20 protein-coding genes are annotated in these 26,571 nt (G+C 60.6%); 11 read left to right on the top strand and 9 right to left on the bottom strand.

Going from position 1 to position 26,571, the window contains the following annotated elements; genetic code table 11:
• Positions 1-2: 2 nt before the first annotated feature.
• The 5 genes from NZ453_RS02200 to NZ453_RS02220 form a co-directional block, all read right to left on the bottom strand.
• Entirely contained in the window at positions 3-1,079 is a 1,077-nt protein-coding gene (locus NZ453_RS02200; RefSeq protein WP_263768666.1) for an alpha-ketoacid dehydrogenase subunit beta, read from the bottom strand.
• Positions 1,072-2,022: a thiamine pyrophosphate-dependent dehydrogenase E1 component subunit alpha gene (locus NZ453_RS02205; RefSeq protein ID WP_263768667.1), complete on the bottom strand. Its 951-nt coding sequence runs from the start codon at positions 2,020-2,022 to the stop codon at positions 1,072-1,074. The genes NZ453_RS02200 and NZ453_RS02205 overlap by 8 nt, the downstream gene beginning before the upstream one ends.
• Positions 2,019-3,005 (bottom strand): glycosyltransferase family 9 protein, encoded by a 987-nt coding sequence (locus tag NZ453_RS02210; protein WP_263768668.1) that lies wholly within the window; start codon positions 3,003-3,005, stop codon positions 2,019-2,021. The genes NZ453_RS02205 and NZ453_RS02210 overlap by 4 nt, the downstream gene beginning before the upstream one ends.
• The gene (locus NZ453_RS02215; RefSeq protein ID WP_263768669.1) at positions 2,989-4,155 is read right to left on the bottom strand and encodes a hypothetical protein; all 1,167 of its coding nucleotides are present in this window, start codon (positions 4,153-4,155) and stop codon (positions 2,989-2,991) included. Before NZ453_RS02215 ends, NZ453_RS02210 begins: the two co-directional genes overlap by 17 nt.
• A gap of 69 nt (positions 4,156-4,224) precedes the next feature.
• Positions 4,225-6,252 (bottom strand): tetratricopeptide repeat protein, encoded by a 2,028-nt coding sequence (locus tag NZ453_RS02220; RefSeq protein WP_263768670.1) that lies wholly within the window; start codon positions 6,250-6,252, stop codon positions 4,225-4,227.
• Positions 6,253-6,399: 147 nt separating this feature from the next.
• Between NZ453_RS02220 and NZ453_RS02225 the strand changes: the two genes are divergently transcribed.
• The gene (locus NZ453_RS02225) at positions 6,400-10,683 is read left to right on the top strand and encodes a glycosyltransferase (RefSeq protein WP_263768671.1); all 4,284 of its coding nucleotides are present in this window, start codon (positions 6,400-6,402) and stop codon (positions 10,681-10,683) included.
• Between the two features lie 72 nt (positions 10,684-10,755).
• Positions 10,756-12,186 carry a tetratricopeptide repeat protein gene (locus NZ453_RS02230; RefSeq protein ID WP_263768672.1) on the top strand — a complete coding sequence of 477 codons (1,431 nt, stop codon included), beginning with the start codon at positions 10,756-10,758 and terminating at the stop codon, positions 12,184-12,186.
• Here the strand turns inward: NZ453_RS02230 and NZ453_RS02235 are convergent.
• From NZ453_RS02235 to NZ453_RS02245, 3 genes are read right to left on the bottom strand one after another with little or no spacing between them, the layout of a single operon-like run.
• Positions 12,158-14,272: a tetratricopeptide repeat protein gene (locus NZ453_RS02235; RefSeq protein WP_263768673.1), complete on the bottom strand. Its 2,115-nt coding sequence runs from the start codon at positions 14,270-14,272 to the stop codon at positions 12,158-12,160. The two genes, NZ453_RS02230 and NZ453_RS02235, sit on opposite strands and share 29 nt — an antisense overlap.
• Positions 14,273-14,285: 13 nt before the next feature.
• On the bottom strand, positions 14,286-15,926 hold the full coding sequence (locus NZ453_RS02240; protein WP_263768674.1) for a tetratricopeptide repeat-containing glycosyltransferase family protein: 1,641 nt from the start codon (positions 15,924-15,926) through the stop codon (positions 14,286-14,288).
• Between the two features lie 17 nt (positions 15,927-15,943).
• Positions 15,944-18,565, bottom strand: coding sequence for a tetratricopeptide repeat protein (locus tag NZ453_RS02245; protein ID WP_263768675.1), 2,622 nt, complete (start codon positions 18,563-18,565; stop codon positions 15,944-15,946).
• Positions 18,566-18,801: 236 nt separating this feature from the next.
• Between NZ453_RS02245 and NZ453_RS02250 the strand changes: the two genes are divergently transcribed.
• The 9 genes from NZ453_RS02250 (at position 18,802) to NZ453_RS02290 (ending at position 26,124) form a co-directional block, all read left to right on the top strand.
• The gene (locus NZ453_RS02250; RefSeq protein ID WP_263768677.1) at positions 18,802-19,593 is read left to right on the top strand and encodes a flagellin N-terminal helical domain-containing protein; all 792 of its coding nucleotides are present in this window, start codon (positions 18,802-18,804) and stop codon (positions 19,591-19,593) included.
• A gap of 80 nt (positions 19,594-19,673) precedes the next feature.
• Positions 19,674-20,084, top strand: coding sequence for a flagellar protein FlaG (locus NZ453_RS02255; protein ID WP_263768678.1), 411 nt, complete (start codon positions 19,674-19,676; stop codon positions 20,082-20,084).
• Positions 20,085-20,109: 25 nt separating this feature from the next.
• A complete protein-coding gene (gene fliD / locus NZ453_RS02260) occupies positions 20,110-21,480 on the top strand; it encodes a flagellar filament capping protein FliD (RefSeq protein ID WP_263768679.1) in 1,371 nt (456 codons plus the stop codon).
• Positions 21,481-21,491: 11 nt separating this feature from the next.
• Positions 21,492-21,905, top strand: a complete 414-nt coding sequence (gene fliS / locus NZ453_RS02265) for a flagellar export chaperone FliS (protein ID WP_263768680.1) — start codon at positions 21,492-21,494, stop codon at positions 21,903-21,905.
• Positions 21,906-22,232, top strand: coding sequence for a flagellar protein FliT (locus NZ453_RS02270; protein ID WP_263768681.1), 327 nt, complete (start codon positions 21,906-21,908; stop codon positions 22,230-22,232).
• Between the two features lie 53 nt (positions 22,233-22,285).
• Positions 22,286-23,482: a flagellar hook-length control protein FliK gene (fliK, locus tag NZ453_RS02275; RefSeq protein ID WP_263768682.1), complete on the top strand. Its 1,197-nt coding sequence runs from the start codon at positions 22,286-22,288 to the stop codon at positions 23,480-23,482.
• A complete protein-coding gene (locus NZ453_RS02280) occupies positions 23,460-23,792 on the top strand; it encodes an EscU/YscU/HrcU family type III secretion system export apparatus switch protein (protein WP_263768683.1) in 333 nt (110 codons plus the stop codon). Before fliK ends, NZ453_RS02280 begins: the two co-directional genes overlap by 23 nt.
• Before the next feature lie 55 nt (positions 23,793-23,847).
• Positions 23,848-25,257 (top strand): tetratricopeptide repeat protein, encoded by a 1,410-nt coding sequence (locus tag NZ453_RS02285; protein WP_420851582.1) that lies wholly within the window; start codon positions 23,848-23,850, stop codon positions 25,255-25,257.
• A 69-nt stretch (positions 25,258-25,326) separates the two neighbouring features.
• The gene (locus tag NZ453_RS02290; protein WP_263768685.1) at positions 25,327-26,124 is read left to right on the top strand and encodes a flagellar brake protein; all 798 of its coding nucleotides are present in this window, start codon (positions 25,327-25,329) and stop codon (positions 26,122-26,124) included.
• 60 nt (positions 26,125-26,184) lie between these two features.
• On the opposite strand, the gene fliE is transcribed toward NZ453_RS02290, so the two are convergent.
• Positions 26,185-26,505: a flagellar hook-basal body complex protein FliE gene (fliE, locus tag NZ453_RS02295; RefSeq protein ID WP_263768686.1), complete on the bottom strand. Its 321-nt coding sequence runs from the start codon at positions 26,503-26,505 to the stop codon at positions 26,185-26,187.
• Between the last annotated feature and the right edge of the window lie 66 nt (positions 26,506-26,571).

Consider the following 26,571-nt stretch of genomic DNA (forward strand, 5'->3'; position numbering starts at 1 on the left):
TCTCAGAAAGGCCCGCGAAAGTCCTTTTGAGGGACGTCGCATGGCGTTGATCGGAAAAGCCTTTCGGCGAGTTCGGCGTCCGGGACCTCGCGCCCGAGGTGGGCGGCGATGTGGCGTGCCAAATACAGCGCGTCGGGATAGTAGTCCTTGACGAGGTACGGCGACGTCGGCACCGGATAGTCCGGAAGCGCAATGCGCACCGGCGGACGACGCAAGGCATCGAACGCGGTCTCAGCGACAGCGGCAATCACCTCCCCGGCAATTCCGCCTGTTTTCCACGCCGTATCGGCAACGACCAGGGTGCCGGTGCGCCGCACGGACTCGATGATGGTCGGCATATCGAGCGGGCGCACGGAACGGGCGTCGATCACCTCGATGTCGATTCCGTACTGAGAGAGCGCCTCCGCCGCCAGAAGCGCCTCGACGACCATGTAGGAAAACGCGACCAACGTCGCATCCTTTCCGGACCGGCAAATGGCGGCGCGGTCGAGCGGCACCGTATAAGGCGGTTCCGGAACCAGGTCCTCGATGCCATGCAGCCAGCGGTGCTGGATGAAGATCACCGGGTTGTCATCGCGAATCGCGGCCAGCAGCATGCCCTTCGCATCGTACCCGCTCGTCGGCATGACGACTTTCAACCCCGGGATGTGACCAAAAAACGCCTGCAAGCTTTGCGCATGCTGAGGACCGGGCCCCCAGCCACGGCCAACGATGACCATGATTACCAGAGGAACGTTGACCTGGCCGGCGAACATGTAACGCCATTTCGCGGCGTTGTTGACGATCTGGTCCATCGCCAGCAAGGCGAAATCGATGCGCTGGTGCACCATGACCGGGCGCATGCCGGAGATGGCGGCGCCGATGCAGATGCCGGTCATGCCGTTCTCGGACAGCGGGCTGTCAAACACGCGCGACGGGCCGAATTGCTGTTGCAACCCGGCGGTCGTGCCGAATACGCCCTTCGGGTCGGGAACCCCCTCTCCGACGACGATCACTCGTTCGTCCTCCTGCAACGCTTGCGCCAACGCTTCGCGGATAGCGTCGGCCTGCGTGATGTGGCGCTTCTTGTCGTCACGCATAAAGATACCCCGGAAGATCGGCGCTGTTCGGCAAGGGGCCCTCAAGTGCAAAGGCGAAGGCATCCGCAATTTCGGCAGCGATCTGCTTTTCAGCGCTTTCGATGAGCGCCGCCCCGTCTGGCATCGCTCGCAGAAAGGCCGCGGCGCGCTCCACCGGACAGACCGACTCCCAGCGAGCGAGCTCGCCTTGGGGCCGGTAGCCGAGATTGTCGTCGAGATTGGGACCGCAATGCTCGCGCCAGCGGTACGTTGCGCACTCGATGAAAGCCGGCCCCTGGCCGCTGCGCAGTCCGGCGACCGCCTCGCGCGAGACGTCGAAGACGGCCTGCACGTCGTTTCCGTCAGCGGTAAAGGTGCGACACCCTTGCGCAGCCGCCACTCCGTGGATGGGCCGATCGGGCTGACGGTCGTCGATGCGGCTGTAACAGGCGTAAAGGTTGTTCTCGCACACGAAGAGAATCGGCAAGCGGTGCAGCGCGGCGAAATTGATCGACTCGTGCACCACGCCCTCTTCGAACGTCCCATCACCGAAGAAAACCGCGATCACCCGGTTCTCGCCGCGCAGCTTCGCGGCCCATGCGGCTCCGACCGCCAGAGGAACCGTCGCGCCAACGATCGGTACGGCGCCGAGGAATCCGGCCGCGAGGTCGACCATATGCATCGATCCTCCGACGCCACGGCAACAGCCGTTCTCCCGCCCGTAGATCTCAGCCAGCATGGCTTTCAGATCACCACCCTTGGCCAGGTAGTGCGCATGCGCCCGGTGGTTGCTGAATACGCCGTCTTCTTTTCGGAGCGCGGCGCACACCCCGACGGCGACCGCTTCCTGCCCGATCGACAGGTGAACCGGACAGCGCATCTGCTGCTCGGCGTAACGGTCGGCGATCGCCTCCTCAACTCGCCGGACGCGCAGCATGCTCCCAAAGGCCTTCTCGAAGTTCATGGTGCGGCTTTCTGCAATCGCTCGCGTACGGCGGCGGCCACCGATTCCGGCGTGATGTGGCTCATGCACGGCGTGTCCCGCTCGCAATCGGCCCGTCCGCAGGGGATGCAATCCCACGTGAGCGGTGGAGTGAGCCGCATCAGCTCCGGACCTTCAACCTCACTGGCAATGGTCGGTCCGAACAGAGCGACGACTGGCATACCAAGACTCAATGCAATGTGCAGGCCTAGCGAGTCGTTCGTCACCAACAGGCGGCAGCTCGCGATCCAGTCGATATAGTCCTCGATATTGTTGACGCCTTCCTGCCACCCCACGGACAAGTCCTGGGACAGATTGTCATGCAGGGCCCGCCAGTGCTCGTCCGGCCAGCGCTTGAACGGAAATTTGGCACCGACCATATGGTTGAAGCCCACGTCGTACCGAATCCCGCCGGTCGGCTTGTAGCCGAGAACGTAGCGCTGCCCCTCATAGTGCTGTCCGAGCATCTCGTAGAGGATGTAGGACCACGATTTGGCTTTTAGGCGTTTGGCATCGGGATCGCTGGAGAACGACAACGCCTCGTCCGAATGATCGTACGAAACGGCCGTATGCGTCTGCGGATCGAGCCGGAAGCCATAACGCCGCCAGGCGGGGATCCGGTCCGATACCGCGCAAATCCCCGGCTCTTTCTCGAAATTGACGACGATGTCGAACCACTCGGAAAGCAGCAGATGCGGTGTGAATGCGTTCACGACGAGCAGCCGGTGAATGAACGGATTGCCCTTCAGCAACGGAACGCCGCGCTTGTCGACGACCCACGTGACGTGAAATTGCTCCGGCGGAAAAAGATGCAGGATGACCGTCGTGCGCAGGATGTCACCGAGACTCACGATACCGCTGTCGTCCGGGTCGAGCGTTTCGCTGTATCCGGGCTTGATGATCAGAACGCGCTTGCGACCGTCTTGGCCGCGCGCCCCAAGCTTGTCGCTATCCATGCTTTCCATTGCCGTCGTCGTTGCGGAAGAAGTGCGCCACCCGATCTATATCGTCGATTCCGGCGCGGAGTTGAGCCGGCATTTCGATGTTCCTGATCATGACCGAGGTGTGAGGAATCTGTTTGTCGTAAAAGCTTTGAAAACGGTCGTTCTTGATCTTCGTATCGCAACCGACGCAGCGCCCATAGTGCGTGCATGGGCGAAAGATCTCCAGATCGCTCATTGCGAACGCCGGGTCGAGAAGATGTCCCACAGGCGCCATCGATCTGCCTGAGAACAACCCTTCACCTCGTTCGCGGAAGCGAAATTGCATCGCTTCCAGTGCCTCGAACTCTTTGAGCGGTCCGCCCTGGACCCAGCTTTCGTAAAGGAAGAAATGACATCCCCAGACAAAACCGAGAGGATCGACGAGAAGCTCCGTCGTCCGGCATTCGCATTTCAAGGTGCGTGGGTAAATGCCACGCGCGACGAGATCGGTGGAGTACGGGTAAAGATAGTGGCCATACAGCCTTCCCTCGTGCACGCCCAGGAACTCTTTGCCCTCGAACGGCACTCGCCCCTCGACGAGTCGCTCCATCTCCGGAGTTACCACGTTGGCCGGATGCTCCACCATGTAGATTCCGACGTCGCTCTCGGCCTTGTCCGGCGAAACCCGGAAACCGTGCTCGCCAAGTGCCGCGCAACGCTGGACCAGTTCTGCGAACCCTTGCCCATGCCATACCCGGTCCATCTCCTCGGCGTGGTAGCTGACGCGAATCGACGGGTAAGGCGCATTGCGCTGCAACTTGGCCTGCTGGCCGTTCAGATTACGAGCAAAGACTTCGGGGCGCAAAGCGAAGTTGGTGAGGAGATCGAAGTAGTGCGGCAACCCCGCGAGCAGGGTCCCGAGCCCCCGCCCTCCGCCGTACAGCATGGGCTCGCCGCCCTGGAGAGTGATCGGCAAATCGGCCGAGAAGGGTATTCGGCCCAATCCTTCGATCCACTGCTCGGGACTCAACTCCTTGCGCACCGTTTTTGCCGCGATCGGAAAAAGCGAATTGCGGCGCCCGGCCTGCTGCGGGTCGTTGATGCAATAGCTACAGTTCAGGTTGCATTCGAGCGTCAGGAATACGCCGATGTAGTTCAACGACTCGGGCAACTGAAGGTGCGGCAGCGGCATTCGCTTAATTCTCCTCAACGGGCGTCCATCGCCGTGCTTTTCCGTGCAGCCGGCTCCCGCAACAGGCGTTCAGGAGGGATCCCGATAAATCCACTTGAATTCGTGCTGGAACACGTACCTCGCCGACTCCGGATAATAGTAGCTTTCGGCCTTCCGTCCGGCGAGAAAATCGCAATGGCGCGTCGGCCCCGTGAACTCGGCCCAAAAGAAGTAATCGCTGTCGTCGATGAGACGTAGCGCCCCGCTTTTGAACGCCGAGTCGACGAAATCGTGGTCCACCGTGTAGAAGCTCGCGATGGCATGCGGGCCGCACAACGGATTGCGCATCATGTGGTCCAGCATCTCCTCGCGCGCGTAAAAGCACAGCGGCGGTGGCGCCCAGTTGTGCGCCGAGTAATAGCCGTCTCCCTCGCGGTAGCGTAAACACGGGCTGTCGCTCACTAGTGCCGAATGTGTTTGGGGGTGCCTGAACTCGGTCATCGCTCTGTGCACGAAGTCTCGCGAATTCAAGGCGCCTTGGCCTTCGGCAAACCTGGCCCTCAGCGCTGGGTAGGCAAGATCGGTATTGATGCGCGGCATGGCGCAGACGACGGTCTCGCCCGGCTTCATATCGCCGATTACGCGATGGATCGACCCCGAGATGATCGCGTCGGGCAATGCCATGACGACGATGGAACGCATGGCCAGGGAACGCCTGACCTGGTCGATGATTGGCAGCGAAAGGATCGCGTACAGATCCTGCGAGAGACCAAGGAGTTCCACGTTGACGCGATAACGGATCCCCCGCTGTTCGAGTTTGCTGAGGAATCCCTTGAGCGCGCCCAGGTCGGAGGGTGTCGTATAGATGTTGTAGACGACGGTCCGCTCCTGCAGCAGTCGATCGAAACCCTCCGTCGAAGACAATGCGGGATAAGCGGCGTACTCGAGGAAATCGACGTGTTCCTGCCCGCTGACCATGCAGAAGAGTTCGACGATCTGGCCCGCACCGAAATCCGGTTTCGCCGGATCGAGCCCGGTGGTATCCACGAGCGATCTCGTTCCCGTGCACAGGCGGCCGGCGATTTCCTCAAGCCGGTAAAAGATGAGGCGGCTCTCGAGATTGGACGGCAGCGCCCGCAACCCCCAGTTGTTCGCCTCCCGGATCACGCGAGCCGCGAACAAACAGGCTTTCTCCGCCCCTTCCTTGTTACCGCTGCGGTACAGAAAATCCGCGAGCTGCAGCTGGCTATCAAGATTGCCAGGCGACATCTCAACGTTTTTCTCAAGCACCGCCAAAGCTTCGTCGGCACGCCCGCTCTTCTCCAGCAGTTCCGCGTAGAACTGCCATAGGGCGAGGTCGTCCGGAGCGCTGTTGATGGAGGCCGCAAGAATCGTTTCAGCATCGGAAAAACGCTCTTGCCTGAGCAGCACCCGGGCCAATGCAAGAGTCATACCCTGATTCTCGCCTCTAGCCTCGAGGAAGCATCGGCATAACGCTTCTGCATCCTGAAGCCGATCATCCCTGTTCAAGAGATCGAGCAAGGTTTCGTAAGCGCGAGCGTCACCAGGCGAGGCCTCGATGTATTGCCGCAGATGCCTCTCAGCGGATGGAAAGTCCCCCAGTTGCCAAAACACGTGGGCCAGAATGAATTCGATTTCCTGATTGGGAAGCAGGGTTTCCAGAATCTGAGTAGCTTCCTGCAACCGTTTCTCTTTCATCAACAGCTGAGCCAGACCGACCGCCGCATCAACATCGCGCGGCGAAGCATCGAGAACCTTCCGGTATGCCCTCTCGACTTCCGCCCCCGAGAGATACTTGGCAAGCTGCGCCCAAGCGGCCGTGTTTGCCGGGTCGGCCGCCACCGCCTTTTTCAGGCTCGCGGTAGCGCCTGAAGCATCGCCGCGTTGCGCCAGCACGAGGGCGTCCTGAAAATGCCGCGCCGACTGCGTCGCGCCGATGGCCCGGTAGATCCCGAGGGCCTCGGCAACTTGACCTTCCTGCGCCAGCTTCTGCGCTTCGACGAACCGGGGATCGAACATATACGAAAGGAAGTCATCGCATGCAAGCGCGGGTCCTGTAGCGTCGCTTGCGTGCACGAACAGAGAATTGCTGGTCATTTGAACGTTTCCCGGTACATCGGACTGGCACGATTATAGGGGCACCGCTCAAGAACGGCGACCGGGCTGACCGAAATTGGCATAATCTGCCTGCCGGCCAACCGTGGCATAAACAACGGCGTTCGCAACCCGAAAACGAGTCGTCAAATGAATCCCATCTATCTCCATCTCGGCGCAGGCTCTCGAAGAATCCCTGGATTCATCAATATCGACATAGAACCGGGCGCCGAGATGCAGCTCGATCTCACGCAGCCTCTTCCGTGGCCCGATCGGAGCGTCTCCGGAATATTCAGCGAGCATTTCATCGAGCACATCGCGCAGGCGGACGCGATCCGGCTGCTGCGGGAATGCCGTCGCGTTCTCGCCCCCGGCGGCGTCGTGCGGATCGCGACGCCGGATTTGACCGAGATGATCAAGGACTACACGGATCATCGCATTCACCCGGATTGGGAACATTTCGGCCTTGGTTGGACGGCGAATCGCTGCGAACGCCTGAATATCGGCATGCGTTGGTGGGGTCATCAGTGGATGTACGACGAAGAGGAACTGACTCGTCTCGCCCAGATGGTGGGGCTTGCTCCAGACGGCCGTTACGCGCTGGGCGAAAGCCGCCGGCCGGTGTTCCGCAATCTCGAATACCGGGAATCGTCGTCGCTGATTCTCGAGTTCATCAAGCCCGACCGGCAGCTTCCCGCGGACGCTTCACCTCTCGTGAGCATCACGATCCCCTCGTATCGGCCGCGCTTCTTCGAAGCAGCCCTGCAAAGCGCGCTGAATCAGACCTACCGAAACTTTGAGATCGTCATCTGCGACGACTGCCCAGACGACGCGATATTCAAGATCGTCGAGCGGTACACCAGCCGCTATCCGCAGATCCGTTATTTACGCAATAGCGAACGGCTCAATCGCGGGAACCTCGTCAAGTGCGTAAACGAGGCGCAGGGCGAGTTCGTGAAATTCCTCAACGACGACGACCTGCTGACCCCGAACTGCCTGCAACGGATGCTCGACTGCTTCCGAACCGTACCCGACATCACGCTCGTGACGTCGAAGCGGACACGGATCGATGAAGACGGCCGCATTCTTCCCGAGGTCTTCGAGACTCTCCCCGTCGTCCAGGAAGACGCCATCATCGAAGGCGTGACGCTCGGTGCCGCGCTGCTTTCCGCTTTCCGGAATTTTGTTGGAGAGCCGACAACCGCCATGTTCCGCAAGGCGGACGTGATTCACCTCAAGCCCGACTATTTGGCCGTGGACAATCACGAGGTCTTCGGTATCAACGACATAGCGGTCTGGACTAACCTGGCCACGCAGGGCAATGCGGCGTACCTCGTCGAGCCTTTGAGCCGTTTCCGCATTCACGCCAACCAGTCGCAGGCTGAACTGAGGGACGAAGTGTTTGCCGGTGCCGTTGAGGGCATCAGAGTGATGCGTGCCTCGTGGGATCGCCGAGGCCTGTCGAAAGGGCAATTTTTCGGCACGATTCTTTGGAAGCCGACCGGGGATGTCGATGGCTCTTGGCGGGTGCGGACGATCGACGCCGATTACTCAGGCTGGCGCGACGTTGTCCCCGATCAATCGAGTGCATCGGGCGAATCCCAACTTCAGGAAGAACCACTGGGGTTGTCGGCTGGAGAAAACTCCAGCGCGATGTCTCCAGCCGATAACGCTCATCGCTCCGAAGCGTTGTCTGTACCCACAACAGGCGCCGAGAAGCGGGAAGCCTTGGCCTATCAGCGCTGGATGACGACAAAAACGCTCGACGACCTCGACGCCACCGTTTTTCAAGAACACGCGACGAAGCTCTGGAAAAAGAGGCTGCTCTTCGAGTTTCTCCTGGTCGTTTCTCCCGGCCAGGAAGCGTTGCTTGCCGACAGCCTCGACTCGATATCCCAGCAATACTATGACGGCTGGCGGCTTACGATCTTCGCGCAAACGCCCTGCCCGGAACCGGAGTTCACACGCGACGGCAGCACGGTACGCTGGTTCGAGGTACCCGATGCGTCGCAAATACCGATTCGGATCAATGAGCATCTGCTCTCGGCGCGAAGCGACTGGGTCGGTCTCTTCACTTGCGGCATGCGGTTCGCGCCGCAACTGTTGCTATCGCTTGCCGACTACCTCGCCATCAACCCGGCGTGGAAGCTCGTCTACACCGATGAGGACAAGCTGAACGCGGACGCAGAACGTTATGCCCCGTTGTTCAAGCCCGATTTCAATCTCGAACTTCTGCGCTCGACCGATTACGTCAGGAATGTGCTCGTCGAACGAAATACGTTATTGCTGGCCGGCGGATACTCTCAGATCGCCGGCGCCGAGTGTCTGGACACGACTTTGAGGGTGTTCGACAAGGTCGGACAAGGGTCGATCGGCCATATTCCAGATGTCCTCGTCCATGTTCCGGAGATCGTTTTCGGTCCCGAGGACGAAGGCGGCGCGGCGGAGGCGGTGCAACAACACCTCGCTCGCCGTGGCATCGACGCCGAGGTGTTCCAGGGGCTTGCCGAAGGGCGAACGCGGCGCCTCGTTTATCGGCATCAGGAATCGCCAAAGGTCTCGGTCATCGTTCCCACCCGGAACCAGCCAACGCTGCTGCGCGCGTGCATCGAGTCGCTGCTGCAACAAACGGGATACCCGGATTGGGAGCTTCTTCTCGTCGACAACGCGAGTGACGACGCCGGCGTCCTCGCGTACTACGAGGAACTCCAGTCCCGGCTTGAAGAGCGGGTGCAAGTTCTGCACTTCGACGCTCCGTTCAATTTCTCGGCGATGAACAACTTGGCGGCAAGCCATGCGCGCGGCGAGTATCTGTTGTTGTTGAACAACGATACGGAGTGCATTCACGACGATTGGCTCGACGCGATGATGGCCCACGCGCAGCGCCCCGACGTCGGCATCGTCGGCAGCCGTTTGCTGTTCCCCGATTCGCTGACCGTTCAGCATGCCGGTGTCGTGCTCGGCTTAACGGGCACTGCCGGCCATGTTTTCCTGGGCTCGCTGTCGCACGAAGCACCCGGCTATCTCAATCGGGCGCTAGCCGACCAAGAGTACTCGGCCGTCACCGGCGCCAGCCTATTGATCCGCAAATCACTGTTCGACGAGGTCGGCGGGCTCGACGAACAAGCGTTTGGCATCAGCTTCAGCGATATCGATCTTTGCCTCAAAGTGCGGGCACAAGGTTATCGCATCGTCTGGACCCCTTTCGCGACCCTGCTTCACCACGGTTCGGCCACGCAGAAGAACGATATGCAAGACCCGCAGAAGGTCGCGACCTTCCAACGGGAATGCAACGAGTTCTATCGCCGCTGGAACAGCGTTCTCATCGCAGACCCTGCATGGAATCGCAATTTGAGCCTTTGCCTGCCGGCCCCGGTGGTCGAGGATGAACTGGCTGTGCCTTGGAACACGGATTTCCACGATCGCCCGCGCATTCTCGTCATGCCCGTGTCTGCGCAAGGAGCCGCCGAATACCGCAGCCTGACGCCGTTACGCGCCCTGCACGCGGCCGGAAAGATCCAATTTGCGTCCGTCTGCCAACCCCGCCCCGACTTCGAGCGGGCGCCGATGCCTATCGAGTTGGCGCGGCTGGCTCCCGACACGCTGGTCATGCATGCGCCGGTCGATAACGTTCGGGGCCAGGCGTTGCTTGCCTACGAGCGCTTCAACGACGACATCTTCCGTATCTATGCACTGGACGATCTCATCACCGAGGTGCCGGAGAGCAATCCGACGTACAGCGCCCTGCCCGCGGACGCGATTTCCGAGCGGCTGGCCCTCGGCGTCAAAGCCTGCCACCGTCTTATCGTCAGTACCGAGCCGTTGCGCGAGGCTTACCGTCACTTGATCGACGACATACGCGTCATTCCCAACACCTTGCCTTGGTCGGTGTGGGGCGGCCTCCGGTCGCAGCGCCGGCGTGGCAAGAAGCTGCGTGTCGGCTGGGCCGGTGCGCAGCAGCATGCGGGTGACCTGGTTTTCATGCAAGAGGTGGTAAAAGCCACGGCCCAGGAGGTTGAGTGGATCTTCCTGGGCATGCTGCCCGAGGGCACACGCCCGTTCGTCGCGGAGTTCCACGATTTCGTCCACGACTTTGCGGTTTATCCGGCGAAGCTCGCCTCACTCGATCTCGACCTGGCCGTCGCACCGTTGGCGAACCATCCCTTCAACGAGGCCAAGAGCAACCTGCGGCTACTTGAGTACGGAATTCTTGGCTGGCCGGTCATTTGTACGGATATCTTCCCTTACCGGACGGGCAACCCGCCGGTAACTCGGCTACCCAACGAAACGAGCCGGTGGATTGATGCCATTCGGGAAAAAATCGCCGAACCGGAAGCGTTGGCACGTGAAGGCGATGCTTTGCGCGAGTGGGTCAAGCGGAGCTATCTGCTGGAGAACCACCTCGACGAGTGGCTCGCCGCTTTCATCCGGTAAGCTCACGCGCCTATGTGCCCGTCAAGTGTTTGGACCGACCTCTCCGCCGATCCGCCCGCCCTCCTTGCAGCGGTGCTGCGAACCACGAGCGATCGCCAGCTCGAGACCACTCTCTGCTCGTTGCTGATTGAAGAGGTGCCGCATCGCGGCGGTAGTCTTGCGCGTATCGCTCAGCTTACGGCCAAGCACATGGGTGCCAACCTTGCCGACGAAGCCGTTGCACTTGCGTCGGCATACGCCGCCTATGCGCAAACAAGGCATGGACCGATCCTGTTGCAAGCGCTGGAGAGTCTGGCCGACCGGGTGCTACGGCAATCCAACGGCATCGAACGCCTGCATCTGCTCGAAAAAATCTGGTCCAGCGCCCGTTCTTCGCTAAAAACCTACGGCTACCTGCGCACCTGCCTTCTCGATGCCAGTCTGGACGAGATCTATCGGGCTTATCCCGACGAGCAGATTCCAACCGGCGATATATGCACGTGGATCGCCCTCGCCCAAGTAGCTCTTCGCGGCGGAGAGGGAGCCGATGCCTTTGCCATCCTGGACGTGCTCGACAAGCGAGACCCCGACAATCCCTTCGTTCGGGAGTTTCTGGCGAACGCGCACGTCGCCAGGGGGGACTTCGCTGCAGCCGACGTGCTCTATCGCAAGCTGGAGGATGACTATGTCTGGCCTGCCGGACTGATCCGGCTGGCCGACGCTTCGTTCGGCGCGGACATCGACTCTCCCCGTTGGGATGAGCCCCCCGACCGATTCTCCTGGATCCCTTGCGGGAACATTGATGCAAAGGCGCGGATATTCGTCGTGGGGATCGACGACCGCTATGCGCAGCGCTACCTTCCGGACCTCATCGACTCCCTGACGCATACACAGGCGGAGAGTCCTTGGTTGCTTCACGCACACCTCGTCAATCCTACGCAGGAAACGCTCAACTGGATCGCCGCGCGCCAACATGCTGGGACGCCGGTCGCCGCCACCGTCGAAAGCGTCCCTTTCCGCGAAACCGAGATCGTAGGAACTCGCCGGGTGGTCGAGATGCGCACGTATTACGCCTGTGCTCGTTTTCGCATGCTCCCCCACCTCTTGGCGCATTACGCGCAACCGTTGTGGGTAATCGACGCCGACATGCGTGCCTTACGGCCGGTCCACACCTTGCTCGAAGAGGCAGGGTACGGGGCCGCCAATATCGACGCAGGCATCGTTCCGCTCAACGAACGTGCCCGCTGCCTTACCGAGTACGTCTGGCTTTCACTGAGTTACTACGCACCTTCGCCGGAAACGCAACGCTTCACACAAGTGCTCGCGCGCTACCTGAATCGGCAATTGGCCCACGACCTGTGGGGCTGGGGCCTCGATCAGGCCGCGTTCTTTGCTGTGCTCGCCTGGTCCGAGCGACACACGCCGAGCTTTCGGGTGGCGCGGCTTCCGTACGATTTCATCGCCGACAGGGACGTACAGCACCCGCAGGCTTACTTCACAAGCCGGGTTGCTTCGCTGGAATAGCGGGAACGGCAACTTCTTCGAGCAATGCCTCGATTTTCCGCGCAAAGGCGGTGCCATCGAAGACCTCTGAGTTTTCCCGCAACTCGCGCATACGCCGCTGGAGCGCGGACCGGCGCCCCGTGTTTCGACAGAAATCGAAAACGATCTCCGCGTATCGTTCATGCGTTTCGGCAACCAATCCCCCGAACCCGGCCGTGACAAGTAGGCTGGCGGCCACGCGCGCCGCGAATGCTTCCCCACGCAAGGTAACCACGGGAACGCCAGCCCACAGGGCATCCGACGTGGTGGTGTGTCCGTTGCACGGAAACGTATCGAGCGCAAGATCCGCCAACGGCAGCCGAGCAAGATGCATAGCCTGTGGGCGGCCCTCCGCAAAGATCAACCGCTCCGCCGCGACACCCCGCGCTTCCGCTTCTCGGCGCAAAGCCTTTTCAGCCCACGGGTTGGATGCCCACAACCAAAGAACGGTGCCCGGGACGTCGCGCAAGACCGCCATCCATACATCAAAGAGTTCGGGCGTGATTTTGTATGTCTGATTGAAAGAACACAGGACGATCGCATCGTCCGGCAACCCTTCCTGGGCCCGGGTCGGTGGTACCGAGACTTCGCGAGCGCGGCAGTTCGGCTGATAACACCCGGGCAAATGCAACAGGCGCTCGCTGAACATCCATTGGTTTCCCGACGGCGCGACGACTTCGTCGGCGATCAGGTAATCGATCCACGGCGCACCGAGCGTTCCAGGGTATCCAAGCCAATTGATCTGAACGGGGGCCAATCGGTACTGCAGCCAGTCGCTGCGGTTGCCCTCGGTGTAGCCTTTCAGATCGATCAGGATATCGAGTTCCTGTGCGCGTATCCGCTGCACCGCATCGCGCGTCGGCAGACCGGCGAGTTCGACGAAGTGCTCGAAACTCGACTCAACCCGGCGGCGCATTGTGCTCGCGTCATCAATCCCGTAGGAGAGGCCGAAGGTTTCGAAACGCGACCGATCGTGCGCCTCGAGCATGTCGATCATCAGGAACGCCGTCGCGTGATTCTTGAAGTCGGACGACAAGTAGCCTACGCGCAAACGGCCCGGCCTCCTGCTTCCCGCGGGCAGCGCGGCGTCCTCGGTGCGGTGCAGCCGGAGACTGTGATTCTCAGCACACTTGCGTTGCAGCGCCGGCGTCGTTCCTGGCATCGAAAGCACGATGAAGGGCGGAATATCGGCGGTATTCTTCTCGACGGCGGCCATTACGTGGCGGCTCAGGGGTTCGAGCCCTTCCCAGGCACAGAGGTGCATCTTCTGAAACAGCAGATGTGCCGCAATCAGGCCGTCTTGCGGATCGCACCGCGCGGCATCCGCCAAAGACCGGGCGGCATCGAGACGCCGTCCGACATCAAGGTGCAGCATGCCGAGGTTGAAATGCGCCGCCGCGGAATTCGGGTCCAGGGCAATCGCGCGGGCGAAAAGAACCTGTGCCTCGTCATGGCGTTTGAGCGTCACGTAGAGGTTGGCGAGATTGACGAGGATCGGCAGCCCGCCCGGATCTTGGCGTAACGCTTCCGCGTAGGCCGTGCAGGCTTCCTCGTAGCGCCCATCTTCGGCGAGCGCCTTGGCGCGATCGTGATGCGACTGCGCCGCCAGCTTGCGCGTAAGGCCGGAGGCCTCTTCGTCGCTGGGCTGCAGCGCCGCCCAGCGTGTCGCAGCATCGTAAGCGGTCGGCGTGTCACCCGATTGCGCCGCACTCAATGCAAGGCCGCGCCAAAGCGACGGATCGCCGTGCAGACGCCGCACGGCGGCGGCAAACTCTTTCGCCGCTTCAGCGGGCTGCCCCGCATTGAAAAGTGAAATCGCCAAACCGGCCCGGTAATTCGCCGCCTGCGGGCGTGCATCGATCGCTGCGCGCATCTTGCGCTCGCCGATCTCCCGCTCACCGCTATCGAAGAGCGTTTGACCGAGGAGGAAGAGCGCATCAGGGTGGCCGGGAACGAGCTTGAGACCTCGTTCATAGCATTTGCGGGCTTCCGCCAACCGACCGGCCTGCTGGTGCTCCAGCCCGGCGGCAAACAGCCGCACGGCTTCGTTCTGCTTGCTCGCGCTCACGCCTTGTGCTCCCTCACGCCTTATCCTCGATGAGCTGCGTGATTGCAGAAGCGACTCCCTCGATCACCGGCGCCCACTGCCGGCTTTGGCGCTGCCGAAATATACGCATCGTCGGATACCACGGCGAATCGCTTCGCCCGACGAGCCAGCGCCACTCGCTCTCGGCCCGGTTGAGCAGCCACACGGGCTTGCCCAACGCACCAGCGAGGTGTGCCGTCGCCGTGTCCACCGAAATGACGAGGTCGAGCGCTGAAATCAACGCCGCGGTGTCGTCGAAATCCTTCAGTTCGGCCGTCCAGTCCGTGATCTTTAGCCGTTGCAACGTCGCACGGCTTTCAGATGAAAGCGGCTCCTTGTTCAAACTCACCCAGCAAATACCGGTGTTGGCAAGAAGCGGGTGCAACTGCGAGGGATCGAGTTCGAAGCTTCGCTTGTGCATGCCTCGCTTGCCGGTCGCCCAGGCCAAGCCCACCTTCGGACGGTACTCGTCGGCCAATCGGAGTTCCCACTCACCCGATTTGACTCCGTCCGGCAGCAAGTAAGGAACCTCTGCCGGAATGGTGTCAAGCGTCGTACCGAACGCCAGCGGCAAGCTCATCAACGGACAGTGGGCGGAATAGTCCGCCTCATCCGGCACCTCGGAAACGACTTCGCAGTACGCCCCGAAACTGCGTCGGAACAGCGTGAGCAGTGGTGGGCGCGTCTGCAGACGGACACGGCCAAAGCGCGCCGCGGCCATGCCGACGAAACGCGAAAACTGGATCGAGTCGCCAAACCCCTGCTCGGCGTAGATGATGAGCCCGCTGTCGTTTTTGTCGACCGGCTCGCCGGACCAACGCGAAAGCCCGGTCTTGGGCGGTTTGATCGATTCGCCGTTTTCCCGGGACGCATATCGCCATTCGTATTCCTGCCACCCCTCGCCGAGGCGACCGGTGAGCAACAGTACGCAGGCCAGGTTGAAATGCGCGTCCGCATCGTCGCCATCCGCCGCGATGATCTGCCGATAGATGGCTTCCTCTTCGGCGAAGCGGCCGAGCGCTCCGAGCACGAGCGCCATATTGCGCTTGAGTCCGGGATCATCCGGACTGATCGTCAAAGCGCGTTCGAACTGTTCGATGGCCAACTCATAGCGTCCCTGACGCTTGTACAGCACGCCAAGACCGTTCACCGCTTCCAGCCGGTTCGGATCAATGGCAAGAGCCGTTTCGAAGCTGCGGATCGCGTCCTCCTCCCAACCGGCGTCGGCAAACGCCATCCCCATCCCGGTAAAGGCCCGGCAATGCCGAGGGTCGAGTTGGAGGCATCGCTCGTAACACGCGAGGGCCCCTGGGACGTCCCCGCTTTCCTGGAGGACGAGCGCAAGCTCGTCGAGCGTCGCCAAGGCGCCGCCATTCAGCTTTGAGGCCTGCTCAAGACAAGAACGGGCTTGCGGCAGATCACCCAATCCACGGCAAACGACCCCCAGATTATGGAAGAGCTCGGCGGAAGGGGGGGCCACAGCCAAGGCTGCTTCGTAGCAGGCGCGCGCCTCAGCGAGTTCGCTCGCCTGCTGCTTCTTCAAGCCCAGCAGGCAGAGCGACCGGTAATCGCCCGGTGATCGAGCGAGAAGCGCGTCGAATTCGGGAAAACGAGAGGGTTGAACGCCGGGATTCATCAATCAACGCCAGGCCATCAGTCGGCCTTCCGTTTTCGCACCCGCCAAATGATCGTTGACTGGACGATGACGTTGTTGAACTGGCGAGCGGCTTGCTGCATCTCGGCGTCTGACAATTCGCCCGAAGACAGCTTTTGCTGCCAGTATCCGTCGAGCGTGTGCGTGACCGTGTCGATCTCGAAGTCGACACCGAGAATCTGCCCCAGCGGCGTATTCGCCGCTCCCTGCTCGGCCCATTCCCGATTGAGTCTCTGGTCGAACAGACTGAGCATGGAAGGCGTTACCGGGCGCACATGGGTCGGGTCGCCAAGAAAATGGTCGCTCCGGGGATGCGGGACGATGATCTCGATGCGCGCCGCATCCCGGCACACACGGTACATTTCCTTGACGATAGCCAGGAAAACGTCGGTACGCTGCCCGAGGTGTTCGAGCACATGGATCAACTTGATTTCATCAACGGAATCAGTCGCCCATGGCCATGGTGTTTCTTCGAGATTAACCACCTGATCGGGATGGCAGGCCTCAACGAAATCGACGTTGAGAAAGCCGGCCATCTTGCGGTTTCCGCAGCCGAGGTTGAGCTTCAGCCCGGCTTCGCTCAGAGCCATCGTCGGAGCCATGTCCAGCCGCTCGGTAGGTACCGCAGAGCCCACGGCCCAGCCCGCCAAAGCGGAATGCACTGCACTCACCACCGAGTCCCAATTGGCGAACGACGTCTGCCGGAAAATGCGCAATGACGGATACCATGGGCTATCGGAGCGGTTGAGCAGCCAGCGCCAGTCGGTATCGAAGCGATCGAGCAACCAAACCGGCGCGCCCATGGCTCCGGCAAGATGGGCCACCGAGGTATCGACACTGAGCACCAGATCGAGGTTAGCGATAATGGCCGCCGTATCGGCGAAGTCGTCGACTTCACCCATGGCATCATAAATACATCCAGCCAACCCCTCCGCCTCGATCTGTTGGGAGGCGCCCCCTTTTTGCAAGGACACCCAGCTGATTCCCTCGATATCCAGAAGAGGCTTAAGTTGGGCCAGGCGCATCGTGCGGAACATGTGGAACAGATACGTTTCTCCGCTCGCCCACACCAGCCCGACTTTCTTCCCTTTTAGCCCGGAAAGACGTTCTCGCCAGCGCGCGACCAATTCCTCTGGCGGCTGCAGCGGAGGATCTTGTGGGGGAATGGTATCCAGGGTCGTTCCGAGGTGGCGCGGGATCGACAGCAGTGCGATGTGATAATCGATTTGGGGCACGCCGCCCGGAATGGTTTCGGGAAGGATTTCGACCTTGCAGTCGGCCGCAAACTCAGCGAAAAGGCGAGTGAGCGGGCGCAATCCCCAATAATAGATGCGCGCGGAGGGATAACGATCGCGCAAGACACGCAGGAAACGAATGAATTGCAGGTTGTCGCCCATCCCCTGTTCGACGTAAACAAGCAAGGTTTTACCGTCGAGCGGCTCGCCCGCCCACTCGGGCTGAGTGAAACGGGGGCGCTTCGCTCGTACGTGCGGCATATCCCAGCGCCGCTCGTAGTACTTCCATCCTTCCGCGAAATCTCCGCGCAGAAGGAGCAGGATACCCAGATTGAGTTCCGCTTCTCCCTGGCCGGGGTCGATAGCCAACGCCTTGCGGTAAGCGGCCTCCGCCTCGTCCAGCAGTTGCAGGCGATAACAGGTTTCGCCCAGGTTGTTCCAGGCCGCAGCCAGATCCGGCGAAAGCTTGACTGCCTTACGGAAACAGGCCAGCGCCAATTCCATATTTCCTTGCTGCAGGCGGGTATTTCCTAGGTTGTTATGGACGGCGGCCATTTCCGGCGCCGCTTGCAGCGCTCTCTTGAATGCCGCCTCTGCGCCGGCGTGGTCGCCTTGCGCCTGCATAACAAGACCAAGGTTGTTCTGCGCTTCGGCAAAATCGGGAAACGCCTCCACTGCCTTCGAGAAATGCTTCGCCGCTTTCGCGAGATCTCCTTGTTCGCGGAACAGTCGGCCCAAGTGAAAATTGGCGGCGGCATCCTCGGAGTCGAGCGCCCCGGCCTGGGCGAGAAGCGCAAACGCTTCGTCCTTATTACCCGCATCGCTCAAGGCAGCGCCCAGATGAGCAAGGATTTCGGCGTTGCGCAGACCGAGCTCGAGCGCTTTCGAGAGCGCCACGACGGCCTCGACCGGGCGTTTGAGGGACTGGAGAACTTCCCCGCGCAGGGCATACTGCTCGGCAAACTCCGGTGCCGCATTCTGCAGTTCATCAAGCGCCTCCAGGGCGGCCTCGCCCTTTTGCTGCCGAAGAAGTACCAACGCCAGATTGAATCGCGCGTCGAGCCCCGTCTTGTCGAGAACCAGCGACATCCGGTGTGCCGTTTCGGCCTCCGCCCACCGACCAAGCGCCGCAAGCATGACCCCGTAGTCATTGTGGTACGCGGCAGACATGGGGTTCAAGGCAAGAAGCGCTTCCATCGTCCGCACCGCCTCGACGTAGCGGTTTTGCTTGTATATGGCTTGGGCCACGAGATAGAGCGCCTGCTCGTTGTTGCCTTCAGCCCCCAAGCGCCGGGCCAGCCTTTCGGCCTGCTGAAAATCCCCTGCCCGGAAGCTGGCAGCGATTCCCGAAACGATTTGTTCCTTGTCGTTGTTGGTGTCGGTCATCCGTTTTCCCATAGCCATGGCCACGAAGAGGAGGCCAGTCTATCAGCATGACCTCGGTTTAGGCAGCGGCAGACCGTCTCCCACTGGGCATCGGGACCCGTTCTGAAAAAGCCCCTAAAGTTTTCGCGGCAATGTCCGTGAAAGGAACCAAGGCTGGCGAAAACCTGCCCGTAAGGTAAAACGAAACGCCGTTTGTCCCACCGGCGTAGGTCATAAACCAAACTAGGAGTAGAGAAATGGCACAAGTAATCAACACAAACGTGATGTCGTTGAATGCTCAACGCAACCTGAATAAGTCGCAAAGCGCTTTGAGCACCTCGATTCAGCGCCTATCTTCGGGTTTGCGCGTCAATTCGTCGATCGACGACGCCGCCGGCCTCGCCGTTGCCACCAAGATGACGGCTCAGATCAAGGGTATGACGGTCGCGTCGCGTAACGCCTCCGACGGTATTTCGTATGCGCAGACAGCCGACACCGCGCTCGCTACCGTCGCTGACCAGCTTCAACGTATGCGCGAACTGGCCACGCAGTCGCTGAACGGTACCCTGTCCGACACAGAACGGTCGCAGATCAACCAGGAATACTCGGCGTTGCAAGCTGAAGCCTCCCGTATCCAGGGCGCTGCCAAGCTGAACGGCCAAAGCGTGTTCAGTACGTTCAACTTCCAAGTTGGCGCGGATGCCGCCGACACGATCAGCGGTACGTTCAGCAGCGTCGGCGTCACCGGTACCAGCGTCAGCACCAGCGGCGGCGCCTCGACGGCTCTTGCCAGCATCGACGCGTGGCTGGGCAGCGTTGCGAGCAACCGCGCACAGATCGGTGGTACGCAGAGCCGCTTGACCTTCACGGTTTCGTACCTCGAGGGCGCGATTGAGAACCAAACGGCCGCACGTAGCCGCATCATGGACGCGGACTTCGCGGCGGAGACGTCGGCGATGACGAGCGCTTCGATCCTGCAGCAAGCCGGTACGGCGATGGTGTCGCAAGCGAACTCGATCCCGCAGAACGTGCTCTCGCTCCTCCGGTAAGTCGCACCGTAGTAGGCGTTTCCCCCCGGTACGGATAAACTACCCGTACCGGGTTTGCACATTGGGAGGAGGAAAACATCATGGCCATCAATGGAATAGGTTTGGCGACGACGCTTCCCACGTTGCGACCGGCCAGCGAACCCGCTGCCGGAAAAGCAGAACAGGTGATGACCAAGCAAGCCCAAGCAAAAACAGCCACGGCGCCAACCGCCGAAGGCGCCGGCTTGGTGCCCAAAGTTCAGAACACGGGAACCGACAAGCAGGCAGAAGCAGAGGCCGTACAGGCCGCTGTCGACAAAGTCCAGAAATTCGTCAATCCGGTCGCGGCCTCGGTGCAGTTTACTGTGGACCGCGAATTCGACACGATGGTGGTTCAAGTTGTCGACCGAGATACGAAAGAAGTCATCCGCCAAATTCCCTCGGAGGAGATGCTTGAACTCGCACGAGCACTGGACAAGCTCCAAGGCCTGCTGGTAAAGCAACAGGCCTAGCAAACGAAAAAGAAGGAGGCTTAATATGGCAATCTCGTCAAGTACCGGCCTGGTTTCTGGCCTTAATACGGACAGCATCATCTCGGCGCTGATGGCGCTCGAGAACCAGAAGGTCAATACAGTCAAGGCGAAGCACACCACCGTCGAAAGTCAGATTTCGGCGATGGGCAAGATCAAGAGCGCCATCGCCTCCCTCCAAACAGCCGCGGATGCCATATCAACCGCTAAATCTCTGTATTCGTACAAGGGTACAGTCGCTGACACCTCGGTAGCTTCGGCGACCGTCGGCACAAGCGGCGTGGCCGGCACATACAGCATCGAAGTTGAGCGGCTAGCCACCAATCACAAGATTTCCTCGGCCGCGGGGGTTAACCCTTCCGCTGGCGGAACACTCACTATCCAACTGGGAAGCACGTCGACCGGAAGCTTCGTCGGAACATCGTCGGCCACGGTGAACGTCAGCGCTGGCGCAACCCTCGCAGACGTAGCACAGGCCATCAACGACTCCGATGCGGGAGTCACCGCGAGCGTCATCAACGGACAGGGCGGTGCGCAGCTTGTGGTGACGAGCAAGGAGACCGGCGAGACAAATCAGATCAAGATCGCGTCGACGATCAGCGGTCTCGGATTCGATCCCGATGCCCCCGCCACCCCAGGCAACATGAGCCAAATCACAGCCGGGCAGAATGCGATCCTCAAAGTGGATGGCATCACCATAGCGGGCACGACGTCGAATACGGTAACGAACGCAATAACGGGAGTCACGCTCACTCTCACCAAGACGAACGACGACAATCCCACAACTCTGACCGTCGCCAACGATTCGTCCGGCCTGCAGACCAAGTTGAAGGCGTTCGTTGACGCCTACAATACGGCGCGCAGCACCATGAAGACTCTCTCCAAATACGACTCAAAGGGCGAGAGCACGGGCGTGCTGAATGGCGATACGTCGGTCAGTTCGGCGCTCAATCAATTGCGCGGCCTATTGTCCTCTGCGCCATCCGGCGTCAGTAGTACGTATCAATATCTGTCGCAGCTTGGCGTAGAAACGTCAGGCGACGGGACGATGACGCTCAATACGGACAAGCTTTCGAAGGCCATGCAGTCGAACTTCTCCGATGTGGCGAAAACGGTCGCCGCCTACGGCACGGCGTTCGACGATCTGACGACGAAAATGAACGCCACGGAAGGCTTGATTACAACCCGACTTGAAGGGCTGAACAAGACGTCCGACAACCTAGCAGACCGCATCGACCAAATGGAGCGTATGCTGGAGTTGACGCAGACACGTTACGAAAAGCAGTTCACCGCGTTGGAGACACTCCTGTCGAAGATGCAAACGACGTCGACCTACCTAACCCAGCAACTGGCCAAACTGAACAGTTCGAGCAGCTAGAAGGGCATTAAATGTTTGGATCAAGCACAAGCCCCGTTAACGCGTACAACAAAGTCAGCCTTGAAACGTCGGTGGCCAATGCCAGCCCACATCAGTTGATCGTGTTACTGTTTGAAGGCGCCCGGCAGGCGATCATCATCGCCCGTGCGGGCATTGAGGCAGGCGACACACCGAGGAAGGGGACGGCGATCACCAAGGCGATCGACATCATCCTCAATGGTCTGCGCGCCAGTCTGAATCTCGAAGAAGGCGGCAATATCGCGCAGAATCTCTACGCGCTTTATGACTACATGGCCCGTCGCCTTCTGCACGCCAATCTGACCAACGACAAAGCGGCGCTCGATGAGGTCCTCAAGCTTCTTTCCGAGATTCATGAAGCGTGGGTAGCCATCGGCGACAAGGTCAACAACGGAACGGCGAACTAGATGGCAAGCGCGCTGCATCTACTGCGCATGGCGGAAGAGCATCACCGGCGCATGGTGTCGCTCGCCGAGCAGTTGGACTGGGATGGAGTAAACCGTGAATGGGAGGGGATTTACCCCGCCCTGCTCGAACTGCAGAAGATGTCGTTGAACGAGTTGCCCGCATCCGAGGGCGGTGAAGTCAGGCACCTGATCGAGGGCCTTTTGGATTGCCAGAAGCAACTTTCGTCCAAGATCATTCCCTGGATGGAACAGGTACGCCCGCTGCTGCAGAGTTTCAAGGAGTACCCGCTCCCCGCTCACGCGGCAAGAAACGTGGGGAATCCCTAAGCGTCCGCCGCCTTTGAAGCGGCGTGGCCCCAGCACGATCTCGGAGTATCTAAATGATCCCTGCTGACGTCGCCAGCCGCCTGCAAACATCGGCCGACACCGTCCTGCGCCCCGTTGCGCCGACGCAGGAGATTTCTGACAAGCTTTCCGACCTCGTCGTCGGCCAGCGTGTCATGGCGGAAATCACCGCCCTGCTTCCGAACGGAACCTACCGCGCCCTCATCAATCAGCGCAACATCACGCTGGCGTTGCCCTTTTCCGCACGCAGTGGCGACACGCTCGAACTGCAGGTCACGGAGTCCGACGGCAAAGTGGCACTCGCCGTCATTTCCCATGAAGGCGAATCTGCGCAGGGCGCCAGTGGTAAAGCGGCCGTTTCCGCGACCCTGAGCCGCACGGGGCAGTTCATCAGCCAGCTTTTGTCCGATAGCCGGGAGACCGGCTCGCAGAAACAGGCGGCTCCCGTCCCTTTGAACGGCAACCAGGCCATCGCGAACGGCCCCAGCGCGATGACTTCATCGGCCCTCGTACCGCTGTTGAGGCAAGCTCTTACCGAAAGCGGCATGTTCTATGAGGCCCATCAGGCGGAATGGATCGAAGGCCGCTTTGCCAAGAACGCGCTTCTGCAGGAACCGCAGGGAAAACTATCGTCGCCGATCGCCTTTCAGGCACCGCAGGGGGCAACCGAGACAGCCGAGGCGAGACCGTCGAATGCGAACAATGCGACGACGACCGTTCCGCCATCTCAAGCAGGGGTAACGCTCAAGGAAGCCGGTCAGGACGTCATGACCGCCAAGACGCCCGTTCCCGGGATGGATTCCGGTCATGCGTCGAGCAGCCTCGTCGCACCGCAAACTCAACCGATCGTGCAGCACCAACTCGAAGCGCTGGCGTCGCAGAACTTCTCCTGGCAGGGGCAGATATGGCCCAACCAGGAAATGCGATGGGAAATCGAGGAGGATGCTCACGGAGCACAACCGGACGATCAGGAACCGGCCGGCAACTGGCAAACTCGACTACATCTGATTTTGCCGCTATTGGGGAATGTCGACGCGCGCATCCGGCTCAGCGGGGATCAGGTCATCGTTGCCATCAACACCGGCGGTGCGGGCGCGGCCGAATTGATGCAATCCGAAAGCGAAAGCCTGCGGCAAGGGCTGACGCGCGCTGGAATTGCCGTCACCTCGCTCAGCATCGGCCAGAGCCAGAATACGGAAAAGGTTCAAGATGGCGGCGAAACACCGGCATGACGATCTGAAAAGCGCCGTCGCGCTCACATATACCCAGACGGACGCGGCGCCCCGTGTCGTTGCCAAGGGTCGCGGCTTCCTCGCCGAGCAGATCATTTCGCGAGCGAAGGAAAGCGGCGTCTACGTACATGAATCGCCCGAACTCGTCTCGCTGCTGATGCAGGTCGATCTCGATCAACGAATTCCGCCGCAACTCTACGTCGCTGTCGCCGAACTGCTGGCCTGGATTTACCGCCTCGAAAGCGGCGCTCCTGCCGGCCCGGCTCCCGGCTTGCCGCCCCTTACGCCTAACACGTCGGACACACGCTGACCGGAGCGATGCCAAGTCTCTCGGCGCCTTTTGTGCGCCGTGATATGCTGTTCAGATGCTCTGTTCTGGTGGCTTGAACCCCGTCTCTTCTGAAGCCCAACGCCTCTTTCTGGAAGGTGTTGGCCATATGGACGAGGAGAATAACGACGAAGCGCGCCTCGCCTTCATCGCGGCACTCGAACTGGCGCCGGACTTCGCCGAAGCCCACGGGAACCTGGGTATGGTTCAGGAGGTTCAAGGTGAACTCGCCGAGGCTGAGCTCCATCAGCGCCGTGCCATCGAGCTTTCGCCCCAGCAGCCCGAATTCCATCTGAATCTGGGCGCGCTTCTCGTCAAGCAAAAAAGGCTAAGCGAAGCGGAAATCCCCTGTCGGCAGGCATTATTGCTGGCCCCGAACTCCCCGCGCGCGTGGTCCAACTTCGGTGTTTTCCTCGCATGCACCGGGCGCGCAAGCGAAGCCGAACAGAGTTACCGAACGGCGATGGCGATCGATCCTTCGTATCGCACAGCGCGCCATAACCTTGCCTATCTGCTGTTGCGCGACGAACGCTACGACGAGGGCTGGGAATGCCTCGAAGCCCGGAGCATGTACGAACCGCTTGCCAGGCAACTCGCCTGCCCGCGCTGGCAAGGTGAGCCCTTGCAGGACAAATCGTTGCTGATCGGACTCGAAACGGGTCATGGCGACATGATCCAGTTCTGCCGTTACGCTCGCCTCGCAAAGGAAGCAGGAGCCGCGCGAGTGAGCGTCGTCTGCCATGCCGCGTTGAAAACGCTGTTCCTTACGCTCGATGGCATCGATGAAGTGATTGGCGCCAATGAGAGTTTCCCGGCATCCGGTTGGGATTTCTGGACGCCTCCGATGAGTTTTCCCTTTTTCTTCAAGACGCGGCACGACTCTATCCCGGCCCGCGTCCCGTATCTCAAAGCAGAACCGGACGCCGTGCGCCGCTGGGCTGAGGAAATATCCTCCACTCCGAGCCATCCGAGGGTTGGGATCGTATGGCGCGGCAACCCGCGTTTTGAAAACGACGCGGACCGCTCGCTTCCCTCGCCGGCTGTGCTCGCTTCCCTGGCTGATGTACCTGGCGCGGCGTTCTTTTCGCTGCAAAAAGGCCCGACCGCGGAAGACGAAAGAGCGCTGGCTGCCTATCTGCCATGTGTGACGCTAGGCCACCAGCTAAGCAACTTCGCCGAAACGGCGGCCGTCATCGAAAACCTGGATATCGTCCTCACCGTCGACACCGCGGTGGCCCATCTCGCCGGCGCTTTGGGACGTCCCTGCTGGCTTCTGCTTCCCGCCTTCAAGACCGACTGGCGATGGCTTCTGGACCGAGACGATTCCCCGTGGTACCCCGAAGGCATGAGGCTCTTCCGGCAACAAGCCCCCGGGGATTGGGCGCCGGTGTTGGCTCGTGTGGTCGCCGAGCTTAAGAAACTGGCCGACTCAACGCCTTGCCGATGAAACGACGTCGACGACTGATACCTACGCCCACCTGATACACTGACCGATACTCGCTACAGGAAAATCGCGATGGAAACGGACGCTCCGGAAACTTGGGACGATACGACGCCTAGTTTCGAAATCGACGGCGGCGACGAGTTCGATCCCTACCTACTCAGTTCTCGCATCGAGATCCTCGCCGTGTTGCGGGCTCTCATTGAGAAGAAGGCGATGCTCGCCGTCCACTTGGACGACCGCCGTTCATTCTTCCTGACATCGGTTATTGGAGTTGCCCCCGGCGAGCTTGGCCTCATTGTCGATGTTGCCAATAACGAGGAAATGAACCGTGCAGCCCTAAGCGCTCGGAATCTCGTACTCACTGCCGTGCTCGATAAGGTAAAAGTGCAGTTTCGCGCCTCCCGGCTCAGGAACATCGAGAACGAGGGGCGTCCGGCATTTCTCGTCCCCTTTCCGGAAAAGCTGTTGCGGCTGCAACGCCGCGAGTTCTTTCGGCTCGCGACGTCGATCGCCAACCCGATTCGGCTATGCACCACGATTCGGCACCCCGACCTCGGCGTGCGTTCGATCGATGTCCCACTCTCCGATATCAGCGGCGGCGGCGTCGGGCTCATGGTGACGCTGGAACAATCGCGGTTGTTCGAGAAGGGCGACACGCTGGATGAATGCAAGATCGTTTTGCCGACCGATGTCTTGATCGCCACATTGCGGGTACGCAATCTTTTCGACGTTACGGCGCGCAATGGTGCCCGGTTGATCCGCGTCGGGTGTGAGTACGTCGGGCTGCCGCCGGTTCGACTGACTGTCGTGCAACGTTTCATCACCCGCATCGAACGGGAGCGCAAGGCCAGGCTGAACGGGCTCGCGTGAATACAAAAACGGCGCCGAGGGCGCCGTTTTTGTATTCAATTCTCCGGTGTTTTTCTTCCGCTACACCGACATATTCATTACGTCGTTGTAGGCCGTCACCAACTTGTTGCGCACCTGCACCATTTCCTGGAATGACAGGTTCGCCTTCTGCAGTGAGATCATGACTTCGTGCAAGTTTGCCGTGCTGTCGCCGGCGGCAAATTTTGCCGCCATGTCTTCCGCCTGCTGTTGGGTTTGGTTGACCTGCGCGATCGAATTTTCCAGGATCTTCGCAAAATCGCTGGAGCCCTCCGTCGCCGGAGCCTCCGCCGTACGCCCGCTGGCCTGGGCGGCCGTCGCCCGCAGCACGCTCAACATTTGGTCGATGCCCTTCGTATCCATTCGCTTCTCCAACTTGGTTCAAGCAGTGTAACGCAAGAAGCACGCCATGGCTGGCACACCCATTTC

It is taken from the genome of Propionivibrio soli (genome assembly GCF_025770765.1).
Classification (GTDB): domain Bacteria; phylum Pseudomonadota; class Gammaproteobacteria; order Burkholderiales; family Rhodocyclaceae; genus Propionivibrio; species Propionivibrio soli.